The organism is Halorubrum laminariae (assembly GCF_024494655.1).
Lineage (GTDB): Archaea > Halobacteriota > Halobacteria > Halobacteriales > Haloferacaceae > Halorubrum > Halorubrum laminariae.
Map to the genome: position 1 here is coordinate 61,819 of NZ_JANHDL010000001.1, position 21,397 is coordinate 83,215.

The following is a 21,397-nucleotide window of genomic DNA, read 5'->3' on the forward strand; positions in this document are numbered from 1 at the left end:
CACACGAAATCCAACCGATGACAGATCCCACACCCTCGAACCGCACAACGCGATCGACAGCCACCGAACGGCGCACGTCCCGACCAGCTCGACGCGCGTCGCAGACCGCCGGCAGCCTCGCCGCTGCCGAAACGCCACTCCGAGAGCGGCTCACCGTCGGGGTGACCGTCCTCCTCGCCGTGCTCGTCGCGACGGCGGCGGTCCCCGGACTCGCCGCGGGACAGGAGGCCGTCCCGGCCTCGTACTACGGCGACGTGACGGTCAACGGCGAACCGGCCGAGCCTGGCACGGAGATCGAAGCGGTCGTCGACGGCGACCGCTACGACACGATCACCGTCGAGGAGGAAGGAACGTTCGGCGGGTCCGGTCCGTTCGAAGAGAAGCTCACCGTGGAGGAACCTGACTCCGGCGAGACCGTCGAGTTCCGCGTCGGCGACGTGACCGCCGACACGACTGTCACGTGGGAGGCGAGCGACGTGCGTGAGGTGAGCCTCGCGTTCGAGGGTGTTGCAAGCGAAAACGTAGGCGGCAGCGACGGCGGAGACGGCAACGACGATGAAGACGGCGGCGATGGCGGAGACGGTGGCGATGGGAGCGACGGCGGAGACGGTACTGCCGGCGGAGGCGGTGGCGGTGGCGGCGGTGGCGGCGGAGGCGGAAGCGGAGGCGGAGGCGGAGGCGGCGGTGCGGCTGCCGTCGATGACGACACGAGCGGCGACTCTGCTGTTCAGAGCGCCGAGGCGTCGATCGAGGCCGACGACGCTGGTGAGGGCGCGCAGGCGACGTTCGACGCCGGGTCGCCGGTGGAGTCCATCGGCTTCGAGAGCGCCGACGTGCAGGGGTCAGTCGAGGTGACGACGCAGGAGTCCGAACCGTCCGATATCACGGGGTCACCGGGCACTGTGGTGCAGGTGTCGGAGATAACCGTTCCCGACGACGCGACCGACGCATCCGCGACGGTCCGCATGCGGGTCTCCGCCGACCGGCTTGAAGAAGTCGATGCGACCGCAGACGAATTGCGGGTCACCCGGCTGAACGACGGCGAGTGGCAATCGCTGGACACGACGGTGGCCGAGGAGACCGATAGCGGCGTCGCCCTCGAAGCCGAAACGCCCGGATTCTCGTACTTCTCGGTGAACGCGGTGAGCGAGCCCGACGCGGCCGCGGCGGTCGACCCCGGAACCGTGACCGCCGGCGAAGAGGTCACGCTCGACGGGAGCGACTCGACGGCAGAACACAGCGAGATCGTCGCGTACGACTGGTCGATCGACGGCCAGTCGCTTGCCGGCGAGACCGCGGCCGCGACGATCGACGAGACGGGTGAGTACACGGCCGAACTCACCGTCACCAACGACGCCGGCGAGACCGACACCGCGACCGCCGACCTCGTCGTCGAATCCGCCGCGGACGATGGTGACAGCGGTGCGACGGACGGCGATGCGAGCGGTGACGACCCGGCAGAGGAGCCGGCCGGCCTTGGTCTCCCGGCCATCGGGGGACTGGTCGCCGTCGTCGTCGTCGTGGCGGCCGCCGCGGTCGCGGTGCGCCGCCGGCGTCAGTCGAACGATAAGAACCCCTTCCGCTGAGGGCCGGTCTCATCCGTTTCGCGTCGGTTTTTCGTTCCGATATTTTTCGTCACTACCACGTCTTCGTGAAGCGCCGTACTTCGGCCGAGTACCGCGATTCGATCCGATTTCGTATTGATGGCCCGCTAGAAATCAGACGAGATAATTTGCGACGAACAGCTAAATCGATCGCTCTCGTTATCCGATCCGTGACAGTAACCGACGGCGGGGAACCGATACACGAGCGGAGCGAGATCGAGCGGTCCGGACCGACGGTGCCTGAGGCAGCGCCGACCCGCGTCGGCATCGACGCGGTCGTGTTCCTCGTCGTCCCCGTCGTGGTGCTCGCCGCGGTGTTTCTGCTCTCCGATTCGGCCAAGCGAGCGGCCGCCTTTTCGTACACCGAGCCGACGCTTCTCACGGCGTTTACCGCCCACTACGTTCACCTGACGGTGCCGCACCTCGTCGGTAACGTCGTCGGGTTCGTGCTGTTGGCGTCGGTGGCGTACGGAGTGAGCCTGCTCGCCGGGCGGAGACGCCTCTTTTTCGCGTCTGCGATCACGTTCGTACTCGTGTTTCCGTTCGTCCTCTCAGGGCTGAACCTCGCGGTTCCGCGAAACGCGATCGGGTACGGATTCTCCGGCGTCAACATGGCCTTTTTCGGATACATCGCGGTCGTCCTGCCGGTCGCGATCGACGAGCGCTTCGGCGTCGCGTGGCGGCGGTACGCACCCGGGCAGTTCTTCCTCTCGGTCGCATACATCGCCCTCATCGCGCTGCCCGTCTCGACCGTCTCGGCTGGAATCGGGGCCGCGAGCGCCGCCTTCGCCCTCCCGTACGGTCGCGAGGCGGTTCGCGGCCGAGTCGCCGGCTGCAGCCGAACCGCTGGCCGCAAGCGGGACGACAGACGCGATCGGAGCGACACGGACGGTCGGCGAGACGGCGGACACGAACCGCTGCGAGCGACGCTCCGGCGGATTCTCGCTCGTCCGGCGGACGGCGAGTTAGTCGTCGCCGCCGCCGTCGTGCTCCTCGGGTACCCGTTCATCGGGTTTCCGACGGTCTCGCCCACGGGGACGCAGGTCAACGTGTACGTCCACTTTCTCGGCTACGCGCTGGCGTTTCTGGTCGTTCACGTCTCGCTTCTGGCGGATCGGGACGGGACGACGTGGCGCGATCGGTCCGTCGCAGCGTGACCGTTCGGCGGGACGCGTGCGGTCGCGTTGTGGGCGGTCGCCCGGCGGTCGCCCGGCGGTCGCCCTGCAGTCGCCCGCCGATCGAACGGTAGACCTTTGCCGCCTCCCGTGCGACCGACGGTATGGTCTCGCTGGGACTGGTGGTGGCGCAGTTCAACGACTCCGTCACGGAGCCGATGGCCGAGGCGGCCCGCGAAGCGGCGGCCGAGCGCGACGCGATCGTCGTCGACGAACTGTCGGTGCCGGGCGCGTACGACAGCCCCTTGGCCGCCGACCGACTCGCTCGCCGCGACGACGTCGACGCCGTCGCCGTCGTCGGAGCCATCGTCACCGGCGACACCGACCACGACCGAGTCATCGCGAACGCGACCGCCGAGACGCTCACCCAAGTGAGCCTCGACCGCGACACCCCCGTTACGTTCGGCGTGAGCGGTCCGGGGATGTCGGGCGCTGAGGCGCGAGAGCGGATCGACAAGGGCGCGGACGCAGCCGACGCCGCGATCGACCTCGCAGCAGAACTCGACTGACAGACCGATGTGCCGACTCATCATCCACGACAATGACTGACGCATACGACTTCTCGGACCGCATCGAACGCGTAGCACCCAGCGCGACGCTGGCGATATCGAACCTCGCCGCCGAAAAGGAGGCCGAGGGAGCCGACATCGTCGACCTCTCCGTCGGCGAGCCCGACTTCGACACCCCCGACAACATCGTCGAGGCGGGGAAGGAGGCCCTCGACGCCGGCCACACGGGCTACACCTCCTCAAACGGGATTCCGCCCCTCAAGGAGGCGATCGCGGAGAAGCTCCGTGGCACCGGCGTCGATGCCGACGCCGACGAGGTGATCGTCACTCCCGGCGGCAAGCAGGCCCTGTACGAGACGTTCCAGACGCTGATCGACGAGGGTGATGAGGTCGTCCTGCTGGACCCGGCGTGGGTCTCCTACGAGGCGATGACGAAGCTCGCCGGCGGGGACCTCTCGCGCGTCGATCTGGCTCCGCACGGGTTCCAGCTGGAGCCCGCGCTCGACGAACTCACCGAGACGGTCTCCGACGACACCGAACTGCTCGTCGTCAACTCCCCGTCGAACCCGACGGGCGCGGTCTTCTCGGAGGCCGCCTTGGAGGGTGTCCGCGACCTCGCCGTCGACCACGACATCTCCGTGATCTCCGACGAGATCTACGAGCGGATCGTCTACGACGCAGAGCACGTCTCGCTGGCGAGCCTCGACGGTATGTCCGACCGAACGATCACGGTCAACGGCTTCTCGAAGGCGTACTCGATGACCGGCTGGCGGCTCGGCTACATCCACGCGAAGGGTGACTTCGTCGGCGAGGCCGGCAAGCTCCACTCGCACTCGGTGTCGTGCGCGGTCAACTTCGTCCAGCACGCGGGTGTCGAGGCGCTTTCGAACACCGATGAATCGGTCGAAGAGATGCGGCAGGCGTTCGCGAAGCGGCGCGATCTGCTCGTCGACCTGTTCGACGAACACGGGGTCGACGTCGACGTGGGCGACGGTGCGTTCTACATGATGATCCCCGTGGACGATAGCGAGGTGCAAGGCACCTCGGACGCGAGCGGCGACGAGCCGCGAGCCGACGATCAGGCGTGGTGTGAGGCCGCGATCGAGGAGGCCTCCGTCGCGTGTGTTCCTGGTAGCGCGTTCAACGCGCCGGGGTACGCCCGCATCTCGTACGCCGCGAGCGCGGAGCGGCTCCGCGAGGCGGTCGACCGGCTCGTCGCGAACGACCTCTTATAAACCTCAGTACCCCGTTCTGAGCAGCTTGTTCCCGACCAGTACCGCGAGCGCGATCACGTACAGCCCCGAGAGCAGCGCGAAGGAGACGCCCCAGCCGAACAGGTCCGCAGCCAGCCCGACGCCGAAGGATCCCGTTGAGCCGACGACCGTGTAGACGGTGCGAACGAGGCCGAACCCCGCGCCGCGTTCGGTGTCGCTCAGTGCGTCCATGAACCGCGGATCGATGGCCGAAAAGAAGCTGGACCCGAGTCCAGCACCCACGACGCCGACCGCGACGCCTGCGACACCGGGGACGGCGACGAACCCGGCGGCACCGACCGCGCCGGCACCGATCGAGATCCCGATCCCGGTGTCGCGGCCGAACCGGTCCGCCACCTTCCCGGTGGCGATCTGTGCGACCGTCCGGACGACGAAGAACGCGGAGAATATCGCGGCGGCGGTGCCGGGCGAGTAGTCCCGAAACGCGACGAGGAACGTCGGGAGGAACGACATGACGCCCTGAACGACGTACGTGCCGATCATCGCGACGAAAAGCGGGAGCAGTATCGACGGCCGCGAGAGCAGCTCCACGAGCGGGGCGAGCTGCAGCCGGTCGCGCATCGGCTGATCGGGTCGTCGGGGCTCAGTCGGGCGGACGCCACGGAAGAACAACACGAAGACAGGCACGCCGACGACCGCCGCGAGCGCCACCGCCGGCCGCCAGCCGTACCTGACGCCGACCCACGCGGCGGCGACGGGGGCGGTCAGCCCGGCGAGGGGGCCGCCGACGGAGTGGAGCCCGACCGCAGTTCCGAGCTCGTCGAACGTCCGCGAGAGCAGCGTCGTCGCGACTGCGTAGTGGAGTCCCGCCGCGAGCCCGAGCAGAACCGCCACGAGCACGAACACGGGGAACACCGGCGCGAACGCGAGGAGGGCGCTCATCGCCGCCGAGCCGCCGACGGCGACGAGGATCACCCGCCGCTCGCCGTACCGGTCGGCGAGGATTCCGCTCGGGAACTGCGAGACGCCGTACGCGAGCCACATCCCCGACAGCGCCGCCCCGATGGCGGTGTTCGACACCGCGAAGTCGTCGACGATGAACGGGACGACCGGGCTTATCGCCAGTCGGGCGAAGTACGTCACGAAGAAGGCGAGCATACAGAGCGCCAGCACGGTGTGGCGGTACTGCCAGTTCATGGATCTGTGCGCCCCACCGGACCACCGGATCGCTCGCGGACCTCTCCGATTCGTCGCCAACTCCGACACATGAATCGGCCTTTCCGGCGCGGCGAAATGTACCCTCCGATACCGGTCGACCTCGCGTCGGCAGTACTCGGAGTCGACGCTCGTGTGGCGTTCCGAAACCCTTACTCCCGGTCCGGGACACCCCTCACGTATGAGCGATACGTCCGAGTCGACGGACGGCGGGGAAGAGGAGGGAGCCGACGGCTCCGCCGTGTCCGCCGCGGCCGTCGACGCCGACGAGGTCCGCCACGTCGCGGAGCTGGCCCGCGTCCGCCTAGACGACGAGGAAGTCGCGGCGTTCGTCGACCAGTTCGGCGACATCCTCGACTCCTTCGACGCCCTCGACGAGGTCCCCGAAGTCGACCGCGAGGAGGACCTGATCAACGTGATGCGACCCGACGAGATCGAGGAGGGACTCACGCAGGAGGAGGTGCTGTCGAACGCCGAGGAGACGGAAGACGGCTTCTTCGTGGGGCCGAAGGTGTCGTAATGTCGGCTGATCTCAACCTGTTCATCACCGAGGAGACGATCGAGGGCGACTCGGAGGCCGTGGGGGCGCTGGCGGACGCGACGGTCGCCGTCAAGGACAACATCTCCACGGCGGGGATCCGGACGACCTGCGGCTCCGAAATGCTCGCAGATTACGTCCCGCCGTACTCCGCGACGGTCGTCGACCGGCTGACCGCGGCCGGCGCAACGGTCGTCGGCAAGACGAACATGGACGAGTTCGGGATGGGGACGACCACGGAGACCTCCGCGTTCGGTCCCACGCGAAATCCCGCTGACCCCGAGCGCGTCCCGGGCGGTTCGTCCGGGGGATCTGCGGCCGCGGTCGCGGCGGGCGAGGCGGACATCGCGCTCGGCTCCGACACGGGCGGGTCGGTCCGCTGTCCCGCAGCCTTCTGCGGCGTCGTCGGGATCAAGCCCACCTACGGGCTGGTCTCGCGGTACGGGCTCGTCGCGTACGCGAACTCGCTCGAACAGATCGGCCCGATCGCGAGTACCGTCGAAGAGGCGGCCGCCGCGCTCGACGTCATCGCCGGACACGATCCAAACGACGGAACGACGCGGGACCTGAGCGAGGTCGACGGCGCGGCCCCCGATTCGAGCTACGCCGCCGCCGCCGACGGCGACGTGGACGGACTCACTGTGGGCGTCCCGACTGAGCTGTTCGACGGAGCGGACGAACGCGTCGTCGAGACGGTTGAGGCCGCGATCGACGACCTAGAGGCACGGGGCGCGGAGACGACGGAGATCTCGCTTCCCTCCGTCGAGCACGCGGTGCAGGCGTACTACGTGATCGCGATGGCGGAAGCCTCCTCGAACCTCGCGCGCTTCGACGGAGTACGGTACGGGCACCGGAGCGACGGTGATGGCAACTGGAACGAGTCGTTCGCCGAGACCCGCGAGGCGTTCGGCGCGGAGGTCAAACGTCGGATCCTGCTCGGGACGTACGCGCTCTCGGCGGGATATCACGACAAGTACTACGAGAAGGCCCAAGACGCCCGCGCGTGGGTCCGTCAAGACTTCGAGGACGCCTTCGCCGATGTCGACGTGATCGCCTCGCCGACGATGCCGGTGCTTCCCTTCGAGCTGGGCGAGAGCCTTGACGACCCGCTGCGGATGTACCTCGCGGACGCGAACACGACGCCCGTCAACCTCGCGAACCTCCCCGCCGTCTCCGTGCCCGCGGGCGAGGCGGACGGGCTTCCCGTCGGCCTCCAGCTCGTCGGGCCGAAGTTCGGCGAAGAGACGGTTATCCGGGCAGCGAGCGCGGTCGAGGAGCGATGAGCCTCAGCGACGAAGAGCGGAGCCGACTCGCCGACGTGGTCCGGCTCCAGCCGACGAAGAACGGCGAGCTGCAGGAGGCGTGGGGGTTCGAAAGCGGCAGCGAGGTCCACCAGTACCTCGAAAACCACCTGAAGGAGTACTACTACCGCGACGACGACAGCCTGATCCGGTCGACCGCCGAGGCGAACGATCTCGTCGACGTCGAGCCCGGTATCGAGGCCGATGCGGTCGCGAAGGGCGGCGTGCCGGACCGGATAACGGTCTCGAAGCTGGAGGCGCAGGTGTTCGACGTGGTCGCCGGTCCCAACGAGCGCTCGCAGTCGGTTGTCGCCGTGCTCGACGCCGTCCGCAACGCGTTCGACGCCGATCCCGAGGTCGACGCGGTTCGGCGTGCGCTCCGCAGCCTCGAACGCAAAAACATCGTCGAGGTCGTCTATCGGACAGTCCCGACGTTCAAACTCGCCGTCGATCGCGACGAGGTCACGGTCGAAGTCACAGAGTGAGATCTGACCGACACAAGACGCAGTGGCCGCGGCGGCGACGAGCCCGGAGAGGCAGCGCTATAAGTATCGGCCGACCGAACTGATGGGCAATGAGCCGGAACGACGAGGTCGCCGACCGCCTCGACGAGTTCGCGGACTTGCTCGAAGCGACGGGCGTGGAGTACAAGCCGACCGCGTACCGCCGCGCCGCCGAGAACGTTCGCGACCATCCTGCGGCGGTCGAGGCTCTTGCGGCCGACGGAGAGGACGCAGTCAGCGAAATCGATCGCGTAGGCGACGCCATCGCCGCGAAGATCGTCGAGTACCTCGAGACCGGATCGATAGAAGAGTTAGAGGAGCTTCGCGCCGAGCTTCCGGTCGACATGGCGGCGCTGACTGCGGTCGAGGGCGTCGGTCCGAAGACAGTTGGGTCGCTGTACGAGGCGCTCGAAATCACGGACCTTGATGAACTCGAAGCGGCGGCGGAAGCGGGCGAGATCCGGACGGTCTCCGGCTTCGGCGAGACGACGGAACAGAACATCCTCGACAACATCCCGTTCGCGCGCGAGTCGCGCGAGCGCACCCGCCTCGGTGACGGTCGTCCCGTCGCTGATGCGGCGCTGTCGTACCTCGACGCGGTCGACGAGGTCGCCGCGGTCGAGGTGTGCGGGTCGATCCGGCGCTGGCGAGCGACGATCGGCGACATCGATCTGCTGGTCGCGAGTGACACGCGCGAACCGGTCATCGAGGCGTTCACCGCGTGGCCCGACGCTGATTCGACGATTGAGGCGGGCACCGGGAAGGCGAGCGTCCGCGCGGACGGCACGCGCGTCGACCTCCGAGTTGTCGACCCCGACGAGTTCGGCGCAGCACTGCAGTACTTCACCGGCTCGCGCGCGCACAACGTCGCGCTCCGAAATCGGGCAATCGATCGCGAACTGAAGCTCAACGAGTACGGTCTCTTCGACGTGAGCGGCGTTGAGGACACGGATGAGTCGACCGAGTCGGGCGACGACTCCGAGGAAGCGACCGCCACTCGCGTGGGTGAGCGCGTCGCGGGCGCGACCGAGGACGGCGTCTACGAGGCGCTCGATCTGGACCCGATGCCGCCCGAACTCCGCGAGGATCGCGGGGAGGTCGCGGCGGCGGCCGAGGGGCGACTCCCCCTCCTCGTCGAGCCGGACGACCTCCGCGGCGACCTTCACACCCACACCGACTGGTCAGACGGCGGCTTCTCGATCGCGGAGATGGCCGAGGCCGCCGCCGAGCGCGGGTACGACTACCACGTCGTCACCGACCACGCGACCGGGCCGGGGATGGTCGGCGGCGTCGGCCTCGATGAGAGCGACATCGAAGCGCAGGCGGCGGCGGTCACGGAGGCGCGCGAGGCGATCACTGAGGATCCCGACGCCGACATCGCGATCCTCCACGGGATCGAGGCCAACATCGACGCCGACGGCGACCTCGCCACCGACGACGAGATCCTCGCCGCCCTCGATCTGGTCGTCGCCTCGCCGCACGCCGCGCTCGGACAGGACGCCGACGCGGCCACCGAGCGGCTGGTCCGCGCGGTCGAACACACCCACGTCGACGTGCTCGGCCATCCCACCGGCCGACTCATCAACGAGCGACCGGGGCTCGACCCGGACATCGAGGCGGTCGCCGAGGCGGCCGCCGGGGCCGGCACCGCGATTGAGGTCAACGCGAATCCCGCCCGACTCGACGCCGACGGCGAGTTCGTCCGGGCCGCCGTCGAGGCTGGCGCGACGATCGCCGTGAACACGGACGCGCACTCGCCAAGCGAACTGGACAACGCCCGATACGGCGTCCACACCGCGCGGCGCGGGTGGACGGAGACCACCGATGTGCTCAACGCCCGATCGCTCAACGGCCTTCGCTCGTTCCTCCTTTGATTTTCCCGTGTGAAACGCGGATCGTGGTCCGCGAATCTTCGTAACCGGTTTGCCCGACCGTCGCGTACGTGCCGTCGATGGACAGAGACCGGGCCGTCGACCGACTGGAGACGCTCGTCGAGCGCGTCGAGCGCGAGCCGATGCCCGTACCCGTCCGCGAGATTTGGGCGTTTGGGGACGTTGCGCTCGGGTTAGACCCGATCGAGCGGCTCGACGTCTACCTCACGAAGGACGTGATCATGGGCGGCGACGCCGACGCGGCCGCCGACTTCGAGACTGAGTACGGCGTCAAGGGAGTCGGAACCTCGGTCAGCGCCGAGTGGGCCGAGCGACACCCCGACCGCGTGCGCGTGAGCGACAACGGCTACGCGGCCCCGGAGAAGTGTCTCGCAGCCGAGCTCGTCGACAACAGCGGGGGACGAGGTCCCTCTAGCAGTCGGACGAAGCCCGACGACGAGCCCATCCACCTCGAAGTGTGCAACGCGAGCTTCGAGGACAACGTGCGCCAGCGACTGAAGGGCGCGCTCGCCCGCGACGCCTACGAGGAGGTGCTCGACCCCCGCGGCGTCTGCCTGTGGGTGGACGGGACCCGCGACGCGGAGGCGTTCGACCGGCTGCGGGCGGCATCGTTCGCGATGCCGACGCTTTCCGACGCGCTCGAGATGCTCGGCGCGGACGAATCTGTCGCGACCGCGGCCGCAGAGACGCTCGCCGCGAGACGGGCCGAACAGGAGGGCGCGTCGGTGCGCGGCGATATGGTGTGACGAGCCGCTAGAAAGGTTACTCTCGACTGCCGGCCCGATCAGGCGACGAGGCCGTCCTCGGCCTCTAACAGCTCGTGGTAGCGGTTCCGGATCGTGACTTCGCTGATGTCGGCGACGTCTGAGACGGCCGCCTGCGTCGTCTTCTCGTTGGTGAGGAGCGCGGCGGCGTAAACCGCGGCGGCGGCGAGACCGACGGGCGATTTTCCGGAGTGGACGCCCTTCTCTTTGGCGTTTCGAAGGAGGCTCTTCGCGCGCATCTCCGACTCCTCGCTCAGTTCGAGGTCGGAGGCGAATCGGGGGACGTACTGCTCGGGGTCTGCAGGCTTCACTTCGAGCTTGAGCTCGCGGACGACATAGCGGTACGTGCGGGCGATCTCGGCCTTCTCGACGCGCGACACGTCGGCGATCTCGTCGAGGCTGCGCGGGACGCCGGCCATCCGCGCGGCGGCGTACACGCAGGAGGTGGAGACGCCTTCGATCGAGCGGCCCGGCAGGAGGTCCTCGTCGAGCGCGCGGCGGTAGATGACCGAGGCGGTCTCACGGACGTTGTCGGGGAGCCCCTGCGCGCTCGCCATGCGGTCGATCTCGCCGAGCGCCTGCTTGAGGTTGCGCTCCTTCGAGTCGCGGGTGCGGAAGCGTTCGTTCCACTTGCGGAGCCGCTGCATCTTCTGGCGCTGGCGCGCGCCGAGCGAGCGCCCGTACGCGTCCTTGTCGCGCCAGTCGATGTTGGTGGAGAGCCCCTTGTCGTGCATCGTGTTCGTCGTCGGGGCACCGACGCGGCTCTTCTCGTCCTTCTCGCGGGAGTCGAACGCGCGCCACTCCGGCCCGCGGTCGACCGAGTCCGCCTCGACGACGAGCCCGCAGTCCGCACAGACGCTCTCCCCGTGCTCTTCGTCGTTGATGACGTTACCGCCGCACTCCGGACAGTTCAGCGTCTCGTCGGTCTGTTCCGATTCCGTCTCGTCCGTCTCCGTTCGGGAGCGACTCCCCCGCGTGTGTAATCGTTCACTCATGGCTAAACCCCCTCTCGGTAACTGAACACGGCCCGAGAGCGATCTTGCCCGATAGACGGCGGAACCGAACTTAAAACGACCGGAACGTGTCGGTGAAAACCCGACGAAAGCACACGATCTATCACGTGTTTTCGGCGATCGTACGGTGAGGCCATCCGGATCGTTCGCTCACCGACCGAAACGCTTGCACCGTTCGCGCGCCGATTCCCGACCATGTCCGAACCCCGCGTCGTCTCGCTCGCGCCGAGCGCCACGGCGACCGTCGCGGCCCTCGACGCGGCCGACCTGCTCGTCGGTGTCACACACCACGGCGATCCGCCCGCCGGCGCTGGCGGGGCGCACGGCAGAAATGAGCTACCCGAGACGGTTGGCGGATGGCTGAACCCCGACCTCGACCGCGTCGCCGACCTCGATCCCGACGTGGTCCTCACGAGCGACGGACTGCAGGCCGACCTCGCCGGGCGGTGTCGCGACCGCGGACTCCCGGTCAGCCACCGCGAGCCGATCGACCTCGACGCGGTCGTGGCGACGTTCGCGGCCCGCGGCGACGACGTGGGGAGACCCGACGCCGGCGAGCGGCTCGCGACCGCGGCCCGCGACCGGCTCGATCGCGTCGCGGCCGCGGTCGCCGACCGACCCAGACCCACCGTCTACTGCGAGGAGTGGTCGGATCCGCCGATGGCCGCCGGTAACTGGGTCCCCGAGGCCGTCCGCGCCGCCGGGGGACGATACCCCTTCGTCGACTCCGGTGAGCGCTCGCGCGAGGTCGACCTCGACGCCGTCGCCGCGGCCGATCCGGATCACGTCGTCCTCCACGTCTGCGGACGCGGCGACCGGGTCGACCCAGCGACCGTCGACGACCGTGACTGGGGCGTTGACGCGCCGACGCACGTGATCGACGACTCGCTTTTGAACCAGCCGAGTCCGGCACTGATCGACGGGATCGAGCGACTGGCACAGGTGTTTCATCCCGATGCGGTTCGGTCGTCTCCGGCGAACGCGGCGGATGACACCTGAACGGGGTCCGAGTCGGCGCGGGTGGCGGAAACCGAACCGGCGCGGCGTCGAACGGCGCTCGACGGGGCGAGACTGCCAGTGTGCTGGCGAGCGAGCGTGTCGACCGCGGGGTTCAGAGATCGTACCGAAACGCGCCGCTATGCCGTCGCGTCACTTACAGTATATGGACAAAAACGCACGACTGCGGCATGTTAATCCGCTCTACCAACCGCCTTATGTGGTGAGACGACCAGAGGCAGGTATGAGCACGGCACACTCGAACGCGGCCCTCGTCGAGTCGACCGGCCTCTCCGCGAAGCAGGCACGGATCTTGCGGTACCTCCGCGAGAACGCCGACGACCGGACGTATTTCAAGTCGCGGCTGATCGCCGACGACCTCGGCCTCTCGGCGAAGGAGGTCGGCGCGAACATGGGGCCCGTCGCGGACGCCGCCGGCGACATCGACGTTGAAAAGTGGGGCTACTCCTCGGGGACGACGTGGATGGTCACGAACTGACTACGGATCGTACGTCACGATGTCGGCGGCGTCGTCGGCGAACGCGACCGCGTCCGCGTCGAAGGAATCCGCGTACCGGATCACGAGCGTGAGCAGCCGCTCCGGTTCGGTCAGCGTGTAGCCGTCGGTCCGATCGAGGAGATCGGCGTCTTCGAGCGCGGCCGCGGTCGCGCTCACCGTCGGCCGCGACACGTCGAGGGCCGCCGCCAGCCTCGCACCGGTCGCATCCGGGTCGCGCAACAGCGCGAGGACCATCCCGCGAGGCGTGTCACGCCGGAGATACCCGAGTGCGCGCTTGTCGAGCTCGTCGAACCTGTCAGCCGGGAAGTACCGCCGGTAGTCGGCGTCTTTCATCGACTCGATCTCGCCGGCCTCCTCCAGCTTCCGGAGGTGGTACTGCGCCTCGCCGGTGCCGAGTCGGAGGTCGTCGCGGAGCTTGGAGAAGTGTGCGCCGGGTGTCGTCGGGACGTACCCGCGGATCGCCTCGCGGGTCTCGTTCGTGTCGCCCTCGCCGTCTCCGGTGTCCGCGCTCGCGGTCCCGACGAACGGGGCGGCCGCTCCGATGGCAGCGAACCGCCGGAGCGTCTCCCGCTTCCGTCCGTCGAAGTCGTCCGTCACGGCGCGAGGTACTCGTCGACGGCGCAAAAGCACTTCGTTCGGGGAGAACGGGCACGAAACGGCAGAGAGCGCGACCTCGTCAGGTGTCGGAGTCGGGCTCGCGTTCGACCTCTGCGTCCGAGCCCTCCTCGTCCATCTCTTGGATGACCTCGTCGGCCGACCTGATGTTCGCGCCGGCGTCGCCGGCTTTCACCGCCTCCGCCTCTTTCTCCAACTCCTCGACGTTCATCTCCGCGGATTCTTCTATCTGCCCGAGAATCTCGTCGATATCGTCGAGTCCCAGCATGGTGCGAGTCTCCTCGTCGAACTCCTTGCCGTCGAGTCCCTCCATTTCCTGCACGTCGGAGCCGGACAGCGCCTTGCCGTACCGGCCGACGAGGCTGGTGAGCTCCTGTGGGAGGACGAACGTCGTGGACTCGCCCTTGCCGATCTCTTCGAGGGTCTCCATGCCGCGCTCGATGATCGCGCGTTCGCCCATCGACTCGGCGGAGCGGGCGCGGAGCACGGTCGAGATGGCGTCACCCTGCGCTTCGAGGATCTGCGACTGCTTTTCGCCCTGCGCACGGATGATGTTCGACTGCTTGTCACCCTCCGCCTGCTCGACCGCCGAGCGGCGCTCGCCCTGCGCCTCCAGAATCATCGCCCGGCGACGGCGCTCCGCCGAGGTCTGCTGTTCCATCGCCTGCTGGACGTCTTTCGAGGGGTTCACTTCGCGGACTTCGACGCTCTCGACGCGAATGCCCCACTCGTCCGTCGGCTCGTCCAACTCCTTGCGGATCTTCGCGTTGATCTCTTGGCGCTTGTTCAGCGTGTCGTCGAGTTCCATGTCGCCGAGGACGGCGCGGAGGGTGGTCTGCGCGAGGTTCGAGACGGCCTTCTTGTAGTCGTCGACTTCGAGGAACGCCTTCTTCGCGTCCATCACCTTGATGTAGACGACCGCGTCCGCCGTCACCGGCGAGTTGTCTCGCGTGATCGCCTCTTGGCGGGGAACGTCGAGCGTCTGCGTCCGCATGTCGAACGGGTACGTGCGGGAGACGAACGGCGGGATGAGATTGATGCCCGGTTCGAGCAGCTTCCGGTACTCGCCGAACACGGTGAGCGTCTTCTTCTCGTAGGCGTCGACGATCTCGAACGACTGCCACAGCGTGATGATCGCCAGCAACAAGAAGAGCAGACCGACGCTCACCAGTCCGAAGCCGAGACCGGATTGGAGGGTAATCGGGCCCATACCGAAGGTTAGGCCATCGGACGCTTAATACTTCGGCCGCGGCGTGTCGACGCCGGGTGGACCCGTCGCCGTCTTCGAGCGCGATAATAAACCCTAAACCCCGGCTCGTCGACCGATCCGGTATGTACCTGCGGTTCGTCGAGCGGCTGGGGCTCGCGGACGCGGTGACGGTAGCGAACGCGGCGATGGGGTTTCTCGCCGTCGTAGCCGCGACCGTCGACGCCGCGCTCGCGGCCCGGCTGATCCTCCTCGCCGCGGTCGCCGACGGGCTCGACGGCGTGGTCGCCCGCCACCGCGGCTCGACGGACGCCGGGCCGTACCTCGACTCGCTGGCTGACGTGGCGTCCTTCGGCGTCGCCCCCGCCGGGCTGGTCGCGTTTCTCGTCCTCGACGCGCGGTCGGTCGCGGCCGATCCCCTGTTCGTCGGTGTCGGCGTGGCGGCGACGGCGCTTTTCGTCGCGGCCGCTGTCGCCCGGCTCGGGATGTACACTGCCTACGACAGCGGCAGCCGCGAGACGGTCGGCGTCCCGACCACGCTCGCCGCGACGGTGCTGGCCGCGGGAGTCATCGCCGGGTACACCGCGCCGGGGCTGCTCGTCGCGGCCACCGCCGTGTTCGCCGTGCTCATGGGGTCGACGATCACCTACCCCGACCTGCACGCGCAGGACGCGCTCGTCATGGGCGTCGTGCAGGTCGCCGTGATACTCACCCCGGCGGCGCACATGGCGACGACGCGGCTCCCGCCGTGGATCGGCGAGGGGTTCGCGTTCGCGCTGCTTTTCCTCTCGTGCGGCTATCTGCTCCTTGGTCCGCGGTTCTACTGGGGTGACGGGATCCGGTCACCGCCCGAGGAGACGACAGAGCGGCAGGCGTGACCGAGTGCTGGGGAAACGCGGTGGGGCAAAACGCCGGGGAGGAGGAATTCGACGGAGCGGGGTCGACAGCGACGCGCCTACAGCAGCTCGTCGAAGTCCTTGTAGCGAGTGATGTCGACGCCCTCATCGGTGACGACGGCGACGTTGATCCCGTTACCGGACGCGAGGTCGCGCTCGACGGCGGACTGGATCGCCTTGGCGGCGACACCCTTCGCCTCGTCGATGGTGAGTTCGTCGTGGTGTTCCTGTTCTAAGACACCGAGGGCGTACTGCGAGCCGGATCCCGTGACGGTGTACTCCTCTTCTGTCGTGCCGCCGAGGGCGTCGATGGAGTAGATGTGTGCGCCGTCGTCGTCGACGCCGCCGAGGATCGGCTGGACGATGAAGAACGCGCCCGTCCGGAGGAGGTTTCCGGTGAGTGTAGAGAGCGCTTCCATCGACATATCATCTCCACGACGGGTCTCGTAGAGGCTCGTTTCGGCTTTGAGCGTCGAGATGAGGTTCTGTGCGGCAGAGACGGAGCCGGCGATGGTGAGCGCGCCGTGAGGGTGGACCTCCTCGACCTTCTGCACGTCCTTCGAAGAGACCATGCCGCCCATGGAAGCGCGCATGTCGGTCGCCATCACGACGCCGTCGGCGGTACGGATGCCGACCGTGGTCGTGCCGGTCTTCATTTCGCCCTCGCCGTCGGCTTGTGCCGCGCGGCGTTCGCTGTGTTCGAACTCGCCAATCTCCGGTCCGAAGACGGGCTGATCGCGGCCCAACTCGTCGACCGGGCTACTGGAGAGATCGCCAGTCGGTGGTCGCATTACGCGTCTGTTGGTCCGGCGCGCTGATAAAGGCAGCCCTTCGGGGACCGACCGCCGGTTCCGACGGGGTTATGCGTCCAAAAATGAGGGACATTTTATAACTGAGATGCGGACGCGACGGTGACATATCGATCTATGACAAAAAACGCCGTGCTCCGGTGGGGGTCGCGTTAAGTTAGAGAATGAGGCGCTCGACTTCAGAGTGTCTATGGCCGAAATCGAACGCCTCAGCGAACGTATCGCGTGGATCGACTTGTCGTTTGTGGAGCGAGATCGAACGCCGCGATGGGCGATTGAAGTAGGGATTCGCTGTCACTTGGTCGGTATGTCACTACGTGAGGTAAGTAAATTTCTCGAAAGCTTTGGGATCGATCGGAGTCATGTCGCTGTCCATAACTGGGTTCATAAAGCCGATCTACAGCCGATCTCGACCGTCTCTGAGGATCAACTTGCGGTTGACGAAAAGATGATCCGCCTCCACGGCCAGAAGTTCTGGCTGTACGGCGCGGTTGATCCGTACACAAACGAAATCCTTCACGTGAGCCTCTATCCGACCGCAAATAAACAGACGACGCGATGGTTTCTCACCGAGCTTCACCAGCGTTATCAGCTCGATGGTGTCGAATTTCTCGTCGATGACGCCGATTATCTCGGCCCAGTTCTTGCTGAAGATGGCTATCGATTTCGGGTGATTCGCCATGGAAATCGGAATGCCATCGAACGTGTCTTTTGGGAAATAGAACGACGAACATCATCGTTTGCGAATAGTTTCAGCAATGTCGCGCTAGAGACAGCTCAAAACTGGCTCGAAGCCGTCGCCGTCTACCACAATTCACGCCAAACTTAACGCGACCCCGGTGGGGTCAGCGCGATGGGGACTGGATCGGCGGGCTCACTCGTCGGCGTTTTCGTACGCGGTTGCGGTGGTCTCGACGAGCCGGCCAACTGGCACGTTGATGCCGAGTCGCGTGCGAGTGAAGACAGCCACTGGGAACAGCGAGATACCGATAGCGACAGTCGCCTGGTGCAGCCCGAAGAGGGCCGACGAACGGATGCGGTCGAACATTGGTCTTCACCCGACCGGAGCAGCGGGGTATATAAATACTTTCCGTGCCGCGTGTCGCGCCCACCTCGGTGTGGTCATGCGATTTTGGATCGTTACGGAACGATCCTGAAAAATATCGATCGGTCGCCAGCGATCCGCATATCACAGGTGGTGTGAACCCCGCTCGTTTCCATAAGTTATGTGAATTACGTCCGACTCGTGCGCCTCGCTTCGGCGGTGTGTCGAACCGGAACGGACACGACGGGAGATCCGACGGGCACGGCGAGCGCAGCCCAGACAAGATCGGATCGGACGAGAGCGGACCGAACGGGATATATTCAAGCGCGCACCTATCGGTTTGCGTGCAGAACGTTACGGACCGGATCCGCAACCCGTTCGGGATGCGCCCCGACTGTGAGTCGTACGTCTCCGGCTACGGCGACGCCAACGCTGACTTCCACGTCGTCGGCGATCATCCCGGCGTCCACGGCGGCGTCGAGGCCGGCGTCCCGTTCACCGGCGAACCGTGGTCGCCAGCGTTTCTCGCGGCGCTGACCGACGCCGGCCTGATCGCGGGGTTCGACGCAGACGAGACTCCCGAGGCCGCCGAACCGACGCCGATTCGGACCGAGCGCACGTTCTTCTCGTACCTCCACATGTGTGTGACGACGGGGACGCCGAGCGCGGATGACTACGCCGACATGGAGCGGTTCTTCGACGCGGAGCTCCGGGCGATCGCGGCCCACGTACTGCTCCCGGTCGGCGAGCGCGCGACCGATCACGTCCTTCGACAGTACACCGCCCGAGCGTGGAAAACCGACAGCGACATGACGGCGCTTCACGGCGAAGAGATACTCGGGTCCGGCTGGCTCGTCGTCCCGATCAAGACCCCCGCCGAGTGGGTCGACGGCGACGCGGAGCGTCTCGTCGCCTCCCTCGAAGAACTCCGATCGACCGACTTCCGACGAGAGAGCGACCTCGGCCGCTTCATCGCCGGCAGCGATCCCTATCTCGTCAGGTGAGTTGCCACGTCCCCCACGCTGGTCTCCCCCGCGCCTGATGCACGTGAAGTTCCGATGGTTCTGTGAGCCGTAGATCGGATCGTTCGACAATATCCAGTCGAAGGACAGGTCGATCGTCAGCATTTCTGCCCGCAGGGTAGCTATATTTGTCACTACTACCCGTATTTTATAACGACCACTGCCATCTCACACTAGACGCCCGATCGATCGGGCGTCAGCCGTAGGACTGGTACTCCATACGGTGGCTTGGTCAGCACCGGCCCTCACGGGCCGTTTTTGCGCCGAAAGTGTCACTCGTCGACCAGCAGATCGTCGAGGTACTGTCCAACGTGATCGTCCATCCGTCGCTTGAAGCCCGCTTGCCGCGCGAGCCGGTCGAGCTCGCGCGAGACGTACGTCCCGTACTGGACCGCCTTTTTGTCCGCGACGCGAACCGATTCCGGGACGCGACCCGCCGCGGCTCGGCGGAGCGCGATCTTCCGCTCGTCGTCGGCCGCGAGGTGGTCGCCCGGAAGCGCCAGCGCGGCCGCCACGATCCGGTCGTCGAGCAGCGGCGCGACCGGCTCGGCCCCGGCCGCCCGGACCGCGAGCACGTCCCGTTCGAGCTGCGCCGGGAGCGTTCGCACGGTCTCGGTCCGCGCTCCTCTGACGGTGTCCGCGTCGACTCGGCCGTCGCGTGCGGGCGCTTCCACCTTGCTGTAGCCGCCGAACAGCTCGTCCGCGCCCTGTCCGACCGCGAGCCGATCGAACCCGTCCGCGGCGGCCGCCTCGGCGACGAGGTACAGCGGGACCGCGATGGCGACATCCATCGGATTCCGCCGTCCCGTCGCGCCGGCGACCGCGCGGACGGCCCGAAGCAACTCCTCGTGCGTGATCTCGACGACGCGGAGATCGACCGCTCGGTCCGTCGCCGCGGCCGCCTCGCGCGCGGCCGCGACATCATGGCATCCCTCGAAGCCGGCGACGTACCGCGGGACGTCCGGCACCGCGGCGGCGACGACGCCGGAGTCGACGCCGCCGGAGAACGCCACGGCGAGGTCGCCGCCAGTAGTGAGTTCATTGAGGGAGGCGTCGAGCGCGGCGTCAACGGCCGCCTGTCCGTGATCGGGTTCGGCGGGTCCGTCGTCGGGGAGCGTCCAGACGCGTTCGACGCCCGCGCGAGACACGACGCTGCCGGCGGGGACGGACACCGGATCGGCGAGATCACCGCGGTCGAAGCTCCAGTTGTCCGGTGCGGTCGGGTCGACGGCGTCGAGGGCCAGCGGTTCGCGTTCGACGAACAGCGGCTCTCGCCCGAGCACGTCGCGGACGAGAACCGGGCCGGACCGACCGGGCGGGTCGGCGATGCGCCCCGCGAAGCCGCGCCCGCTGGGAAGCGGGTCGCGGGTTCGGAGCGCCTCTCGAACGCGGTCGACAGGCGCGCCGCGGAGCACGCGGGAGGAGGGTCGCGTCATGGCTGTCAGCGCAGCGTTCGGAGCGCGCGGAGGGCTCGCCGCTTCGCACCGCCGCCGAACTGGCGGAGCGAGACGCGCCACGGCGTTCGTTTCCCGACGACGCTCGTCCGGCCGTCGGCGATGGCGTCGAGGATCGCCTCGGCCGACCGCTCGCCCGCCGCGACTTCGGTCACCGCCTGACCGACCATCTCGGAGATGTGCGCGTCGCTGCCGGCGGTCATCGACAGCCCGTTGCGGATCGCGAATTTCTCGGCCTGTCGGTTCGAGCGTCCCGTGAACAGCCGGGAGTTGTACACTTCGATGGCGTCGGCGCTCGCCAGTTGCTCGTCGGTGATGTGGGCGGCGACGCCGTGGCGGGACTGCTGGAAGGGATGCGGGACGACCGCGATCCCGCCCTGGTCGCGGATCCGGTCGAGCGTCTCGTCGAAGGGGAGGCCGCTCTCGACGCGCTCGTCGATGCCGAACGCGAGGACGTGGCCCGCGGCGCAGGTCACCTCCATGCCGACGATACCGACGAGCCCGTAGTCGGAGGCCTTCTCGGCCGCCTCGATGCTGGCGTCGATCTCGTCGTGGTCCGTGACGGCGAGCGCGTCGAGGCCGACCCCCGCCGCCTGTTCGAGCAGAAGCTCGACCGGGTCGCGCCCGTCGTACGAGAGCGCCGAGTGCGCGTGCAGCTCGACCGATAACACGCGCTCGACTTCGAGTGTCTACTTAAAAAACGCCTCGGTCCGCGGCGGTTCCATTACCTGTGCAGGTGACTGTCACGCTGTCACCTGCGACGAGCTATGTGAAAGAATACGAGCGGTGGCGCGCCGCCGAGCGGCCGCTCTCGGCGGCCGCGAGGTGCCCGCGAGGGAGGTCGACGACGGCCGCGTGCGGTGCGGTCCCGCGGCCGCCGCCGACCGAGGCTGGGGAGGCGTGAGGTGCGGCTGCCGTGCGGCTGCCGTGCGGGGCGGGACTCGAAGGGGCAGCCGCGAGGCGGTGTTCGTGACCAGATCGATGACGACCACGTATCTGCAGTCACCGAAGTATCCGCAGTCACCGAAGTATCTGCAGTCACCGAAATATCCGCGGTGGACAAGGCGCAAACGACCGGACCGACGACACCGGAAAAAAAAACGAA

At 67.6% G+C, this 21,397-nt stretch carries 22 protein-coding genes; 14 read left to right on the plus strand and 8 right to left on the minus strand.

Going from position 1 to position 21,397, the window contains the following annotated elements; translation table 11 throughout:
* The first annotated feature begins 17 nt into the window (after positions 1 to 17).
* From NO887_RS00265 to NO887_RS00280, 4 genes are all read left to right on the plus strand, one after another.
* Entirely contained in the window at positions 18 to 1,586 is a 1,569-nt protein-coding gene (locus NO887_RS00265; RefSeq protein WP_256416473.1) for a PGF-pre-PGF domain-containing protein, read from the plus strand.
* A gap of 188 nt (positions 1,587 to 1,774) precedes the next feature.
* Complete coding sequence (locus NO887_RS00270; RefSeq protein ID WP_256416475.1) at positions 1,775 to 2,761, plus strand: hypothetical protein; 987 nt, start codon at positions 1,775 to 1,777, stop codon at positions 2,759 to 2,761.
* A 122-nt stretch (positions 2,762 to 2,883) separates the two neighbouring features.
* Positions 2,884 to 3,288 carry a 6,7-dimethyl-8-ribityllumazine synthase gene (ribH, locus tag NO887_RS00275; RefSeq protein WP_256416476.1) on the plus strand — a complete coding sequence of 135 codons (405 nt, stop codon included), beginning with the start codon at positions 2,884 to 2,886 and terminating at the stop codon, positions 3,286 to 3,288.
* A 32-nt stretch (positions 3,289 to 3,320) separates the two neighbouring features.
* The gene (locus NO887_RS00280; RefSeq protein ID WP_256416477.1) at positions 3,321 to 4,523 is read left to right on the plus strand and encodes a pyridoxal phosphate-dependent aminotransferase; all 1,203 of its coding nucleotides are present in this window, start codon (positions 3,321 to 3,323) and stop codon (positions 4,521 to 4,523) included.
* A gap of 3 nt (positions 4,524 to 4,526) precedes the next feature.
* Here the strand turns inward: NO887_RS00280 and NO887_RS00285 are convergent, their stop codons facing one another.
* Positions 4,527 to 5,699 (minus strand): MFS transporter, encoded by a 1,173-nt coding sequence (locus NO887_RS00285; protein WP_256416478.1) that lies wholly within the window; start codon positions 5,697 to 5,699, stop codon positions 4,527 to 4,529.
* Positions 5,700 to 5,898: 199 nt separating this feature from the next.
* On the opposite strand from NO887_RS00285, the gene gatC reads away from it, so the two are divergent.
* From gatC to NO887_RS00310, 5 genes are all read left to right on the plus strand, one after another.
* Positions 5,899 to 6,237 (plus strand): Asp-tRNA(Asn)/Glu-tRNA(Gln) amidotransferase subunit GatC, encoded by a 339-nt coding sequence (gene gatC, locus NO887_RS00290; protein ID WP_256416479.1) that lies wholly within the window; start codon positions 5,899 to 5,901, stop codon positions 6,235 to 6,237.
* Positions 6,237 to 7,538, plus strand: a complete 1,302-nt coding sequence (gene gatA / locus NO887_RS00295) for an Asp-tRNA(Asn)/Glu-tRNA(Gln) amidotransferase subunit GatA (protein ID WP_256416480.1) — start codon at positions 6,237 to 6,239, stop codon at positions 7,536 to 7,538. Before gatC ends, gatA begins: the two co-directional genes overlap by 1 nt.
* The gene (locus tag NO887_RS00300; protein WP_256416482.1) at positions 7,535 to 8,041 is read left to right on the plus strand and encodes a DUF5797 family protein; all 507 of its coding nucleotides are present in this window, start codon (positions 7,535 to 7,537) and stop codon (positions 8,039 to 8,041) included. Before gatA ends, NO887_RS00300 begins: the two co-directional genes overlap by 4 nt.
* Before the next feature lie 89 nt (positions 8,042 to 8,130).
* On the plus strand, positions 8,131 to 9,933 hold the full coding sequence (gene polX / locus NO887_RS00305; RefSeq protein ID WP_256416484.1) for a DNA polymerase/3'-5' exonuclease PolX: 1,803 nt from the start codon (positions 8,131 to 8,133) through the stop codon (positions 9,931 to 9,933).
* Positions 9,934 to 10,010: 77 nt separating this feature from the next.
* Positions 10,011 to 10,697: a DUF7095 family protein gene (locus tag NO887_RS00310; RefSeq protein ID WP_256416486.1), complete on the plus strand. Its 687-nt coding sequence runs from the start codon at positions 10,011 to 10,013 to the stop codon at positions 10,695 to 10,697.
* Between the two features lie 38 nt (positions 10,698 to 10,735).
* On the opposite strand, the gene NO887_RS00315 is transcribed toward NO887_RS00310, so the two are convergent.
* Positions 10,736 to 11,710 (minus strand): transcription initiation factor IIB, encoded by a 975-nt coding sequence (locus tag NO887_RS00315; protein WP_256416487.1) that lies wholly within the window; start codon positions 11,708 to 11,710, stop codon positions 10,736 to 10,738.
* Positions 11,711 to 11,923: 213 nt separating this feature from the next.
* Between NO887_RS00315 and NO887_RS00320 the strand changes: the two genes are divergently transcribed.
* Entirely contained in the window at positions 11,924 to 12,727 is an 804-nt protein-coding gene (locus NO887_RS00320; protein WP_256416489.1) for a cobalamin-binding protein, read from the plus strand.
* 241 nt (positions 12,728 to 12,968) lie between these two features.
* Positions 12,969 to 13,223: a DUF7123 family protein gene (locus tag NO887_RS00325; protein WP_256416490.1), complete on the plus strand. Its 255-nt coding sequence runs from the start codon at positions 12,969 to 12,971 to the stop codon at positions 13,221 to 13,223.
* On the opposite strand, the gene NO887_RS00330 is transcribed toward NO887_RS00325, so the two are convergent.
* Together NO887_RS00330 and NO887_RS00335 are read right to left on the minus strand one after the other, a co-directional pair.
* Entirely contained in the window at positions 13,224 to 13,841 is a 618-nt protein-coding gene (locus NO887_RS00330) for a winged helix-turn-helix transcriptional regulator (protein ID WP_256416491.1), read from the minus strand.
* Positions 13,842 to 13,920: 79 nt separating this feature from the next.
* Positions 13,921 to 15,069: an SPFH domain-containing protein gene (locus tag NO887_RS00335; protein WP_256416494.1), complete on the minus strand. Its 1,149-nt coding sequence runs from the start codon at positions 15,067 to 15,069 to the stop codon at positions 13,921 to 13,923.
* 122 nt (positions 15,070 to 15,191) lie between these two features.
* On the opposite strand from NO887_RS00335, the gene NO887_RS00340 reads away from it, so the two are divergent.
* On the plus strand, positions 15,192 to 15,944 hold the full coding sequence (locus NO887_RS00340; RefSeq protein ID WP_256416495.1) for a protein sorting system archaetidylserine synthase: 753 nt from the start codon (positions 15,192 to 15,194) through the stop codon (positions 15,942 to 15,944).
* Positions 15,945 to 16,021: 77 nt separating this feature from the next.
* Here the strand turns inward: NO887_RS00340 and psmB are convergent, their stop codons facing one another.
* The gene (gene psmB, locus NO887_RS00345) at positions 16,022 to 16,753 is read right to left on the minus strand and encodes an archaeal proteasome endopeptidase complex subunit beta (protein WP_256416496.1); all 732 of its coding nucleotides are present in this window, start codon (positions 16,751 to 16,753) and stop codon (positions 16,022 to 16,024) included.
* A 208-nt stretch (positions 16,754 to 16,961) separates the two neighbouring features.
* Between psmB and NO887_RS00350 the strand changes: the two genes are divergently transcribed.
* A complete protein-coding gene (locus NO887_RS00350; RefSeq protein WP_256416498.1) occupies positions 16,962 to 17,600 on the plus strand; it encodes an IS6 family transposase in 639 nt (212 codons plus the stop codon).
* 45 nt (positions 17,601 to 17,645) lie between these two features.
* Here NO887_RS00350 and NO887_RS00355 read toward each other — a convergent pair whose 3' ends face one another.
* Complete coding sequence (locus NO887_RS00355; RefSeq protein WP_256416499.1) at positions 17,646 to 17,819, minus strand: hypothetical protein; 174 nt, start codon at positions 17,817 to 17,819, stop codon at positions 17,646 to 17,648.
* 341 nt (positions 17,820 to 18,160) lie between these two features.
* Here NO887_RS00355 and NO887_RS00360 point away from each other — a divergent pair, with 341 nt between their 5' ends.
* Entirely contained in the window at positions 18,161 to 18,820 is a 660-nt protein-coding gene (locus NO887_RS00360; protein ID WP_256416501.1) for a uracil-DNA glycosylase family protein, read from the plus strand.
* A 290-nt stretch (positions 18,821 to 19,110) separates the two neighbouring features.
* Here NO887_RS00360 and NO887_RS00365 read toward each other — a convergent pair whose 3' ends face one another.
* Together NO887_RS00365 and NO887_RS00370 are read right to left on the minus strand one after the other, a co-directional pair.
* Positions 19,111 to 20,274 (minus strand): asparagine synthase C-terminal domain-containing protein, encoded by a 1,164-nt coding sequence (locus NO887_RS00365; protein ID WP_256416503.1) that lies wholly within the window; start codon positions 20,272 to 20,274, stop codon positions 19,111 to 19,113.
* A gap of 5 nt (positions 20,275 to 20,279) precedes the next feature.
* Positions 20,280 to 20,963 (minus strand): PHP domain-containing protein, encoded by a 684-nt coding sequence (locus NO887_RS00370; protein WP_256416508.1) that lies wholly within the window; start codon positions 20,961 to 20,963, stop codon positions 20,280 to 20,282.
* Between the last annotated feature and the right edge of the window lie 434 nt (positions 20,964 to 21,397).

Bases quoted from the DNA above. Each gene is read 5' to 3' on its own strand.
- polX (WP_256416484.1), top strand. From the start codon at position 8,131: ATGAGCCGGAACGACGAGGTCGCCGACCGCCTCGACGAGTTCGCGGAC.
- gatC (WP_256416479.1), top strand. From the start codon at position 5,899: ATGAGCGATACGTCCGAGTCGACGGACGGCGGGGAAGAGGAGGGAGCC.
- NO887_RS00300 (WP_256416482.1), top strand. From the start codon at position 7,535: ATGAGCCTCAGCGACGAAGAGCGGAGCCGACTCGCCGACGTGGTCCGG.
- NO887_RS00335 (WP_256416494.1), bottom strand. From the start codon at position 15,069: ATGGGCCCGATTACCCTCCAATCCGGTCTCGGCTTCGGACTGGTGAGC.
- NO887_RS00265 (WP_256416473.1), top strand. From the start codon at position 18: ATGACAGATCCCACACCCTCGAACCGCACAACGCGATCGACAGCCACC.
- gatA (WP_256416480.1), top strand. From the start codon at position 6,237: ATGTCGGCTGATCTCAACCTGTTCATCACCGAGGAGACGATCGAGGGC.
- NO887_RS00355 (WP_256416499.1), bottom strand. From the start codon at position 17,819: ATGTTCGACCGCATCCGTTCGTCGGCCCTCTTCGGGCTGCACCAGGCG.
- NO887_RS00325 (WP_256416490.1), top strand. From the start codon at position 12,969: ATGAGCACGGCACACTCGAACGCGGCCCTCGTCGAGTCGACCGGCCTC.
- psmB (WP_256416496.1), bottom strand. From the start codon at position 16,753: ATGCGACCACCGACTGGCGATCTCTCCAGTAGCCCGGTCGACGAGTTG.
- NO887_RS00280 (WP_256416477.1), top strand. From the start codon at position 3,321: ATGACTGACGCATACGACTTCTCGGACCGCATCGAACGCGTAGCACCC.
- NO887_RS00340 (WP_256416495.1), top strand. From the start codon at position 15,192: ATGTACCTGCGGTTCGTCGAGCGGCTGGGGCTCGCGGACGCGGTGACG.
- NO887_RS00315 (WP_256416487.1), bottom strand. From the start codon at position 11,710: ATGAGTGAACGATTACACACGCGGGGGAGTCGCTCCCGAACGGAGACG.
- NO887_RS00365 (WP_256416503.1), bottom strand. From the start codon at position 20,274: ATGACGCGACCCTCCTCCCGCGTGCTCCGCGGCGCGCCTGTCGACCGC.
- NO887_RS00350 (WP_256416498.1), top strand. From the start codon at position 16,962: ATGGCCGAAATCGAACGCCTCAGCGAACGTATCGCGTGGATCGACTTG.
- ribH (WP_256416476.1), top strand. From the start codon at position 2,884: ATGGTCTCGCTGGGACTGGTGGTGGCGCAGTTCAACGACTCCGTCACG.
- NO887_RS00285 (WP_256416478.1), bottom strand. From the start codon at position 5,699: ATGAACTGGCAGTACCGCCACACCGTGCTGGCGCTCTGTATGCTCGCC.
- NO887_RS00320 (WP_256416489.1), top strand. From the start codon at position 11,924: ATGTCCGAACCCCGCGTCGTCTCGCTCGCGCCGAGCGCCACGGCGACC.
- NO887_RS00310 (WP_256416486.1), top strand. From the start codon at position 10,011: ATGGACAGAGACCGGGCCGTCGACCGACTGGAGACGCTCGTCGAGCGC.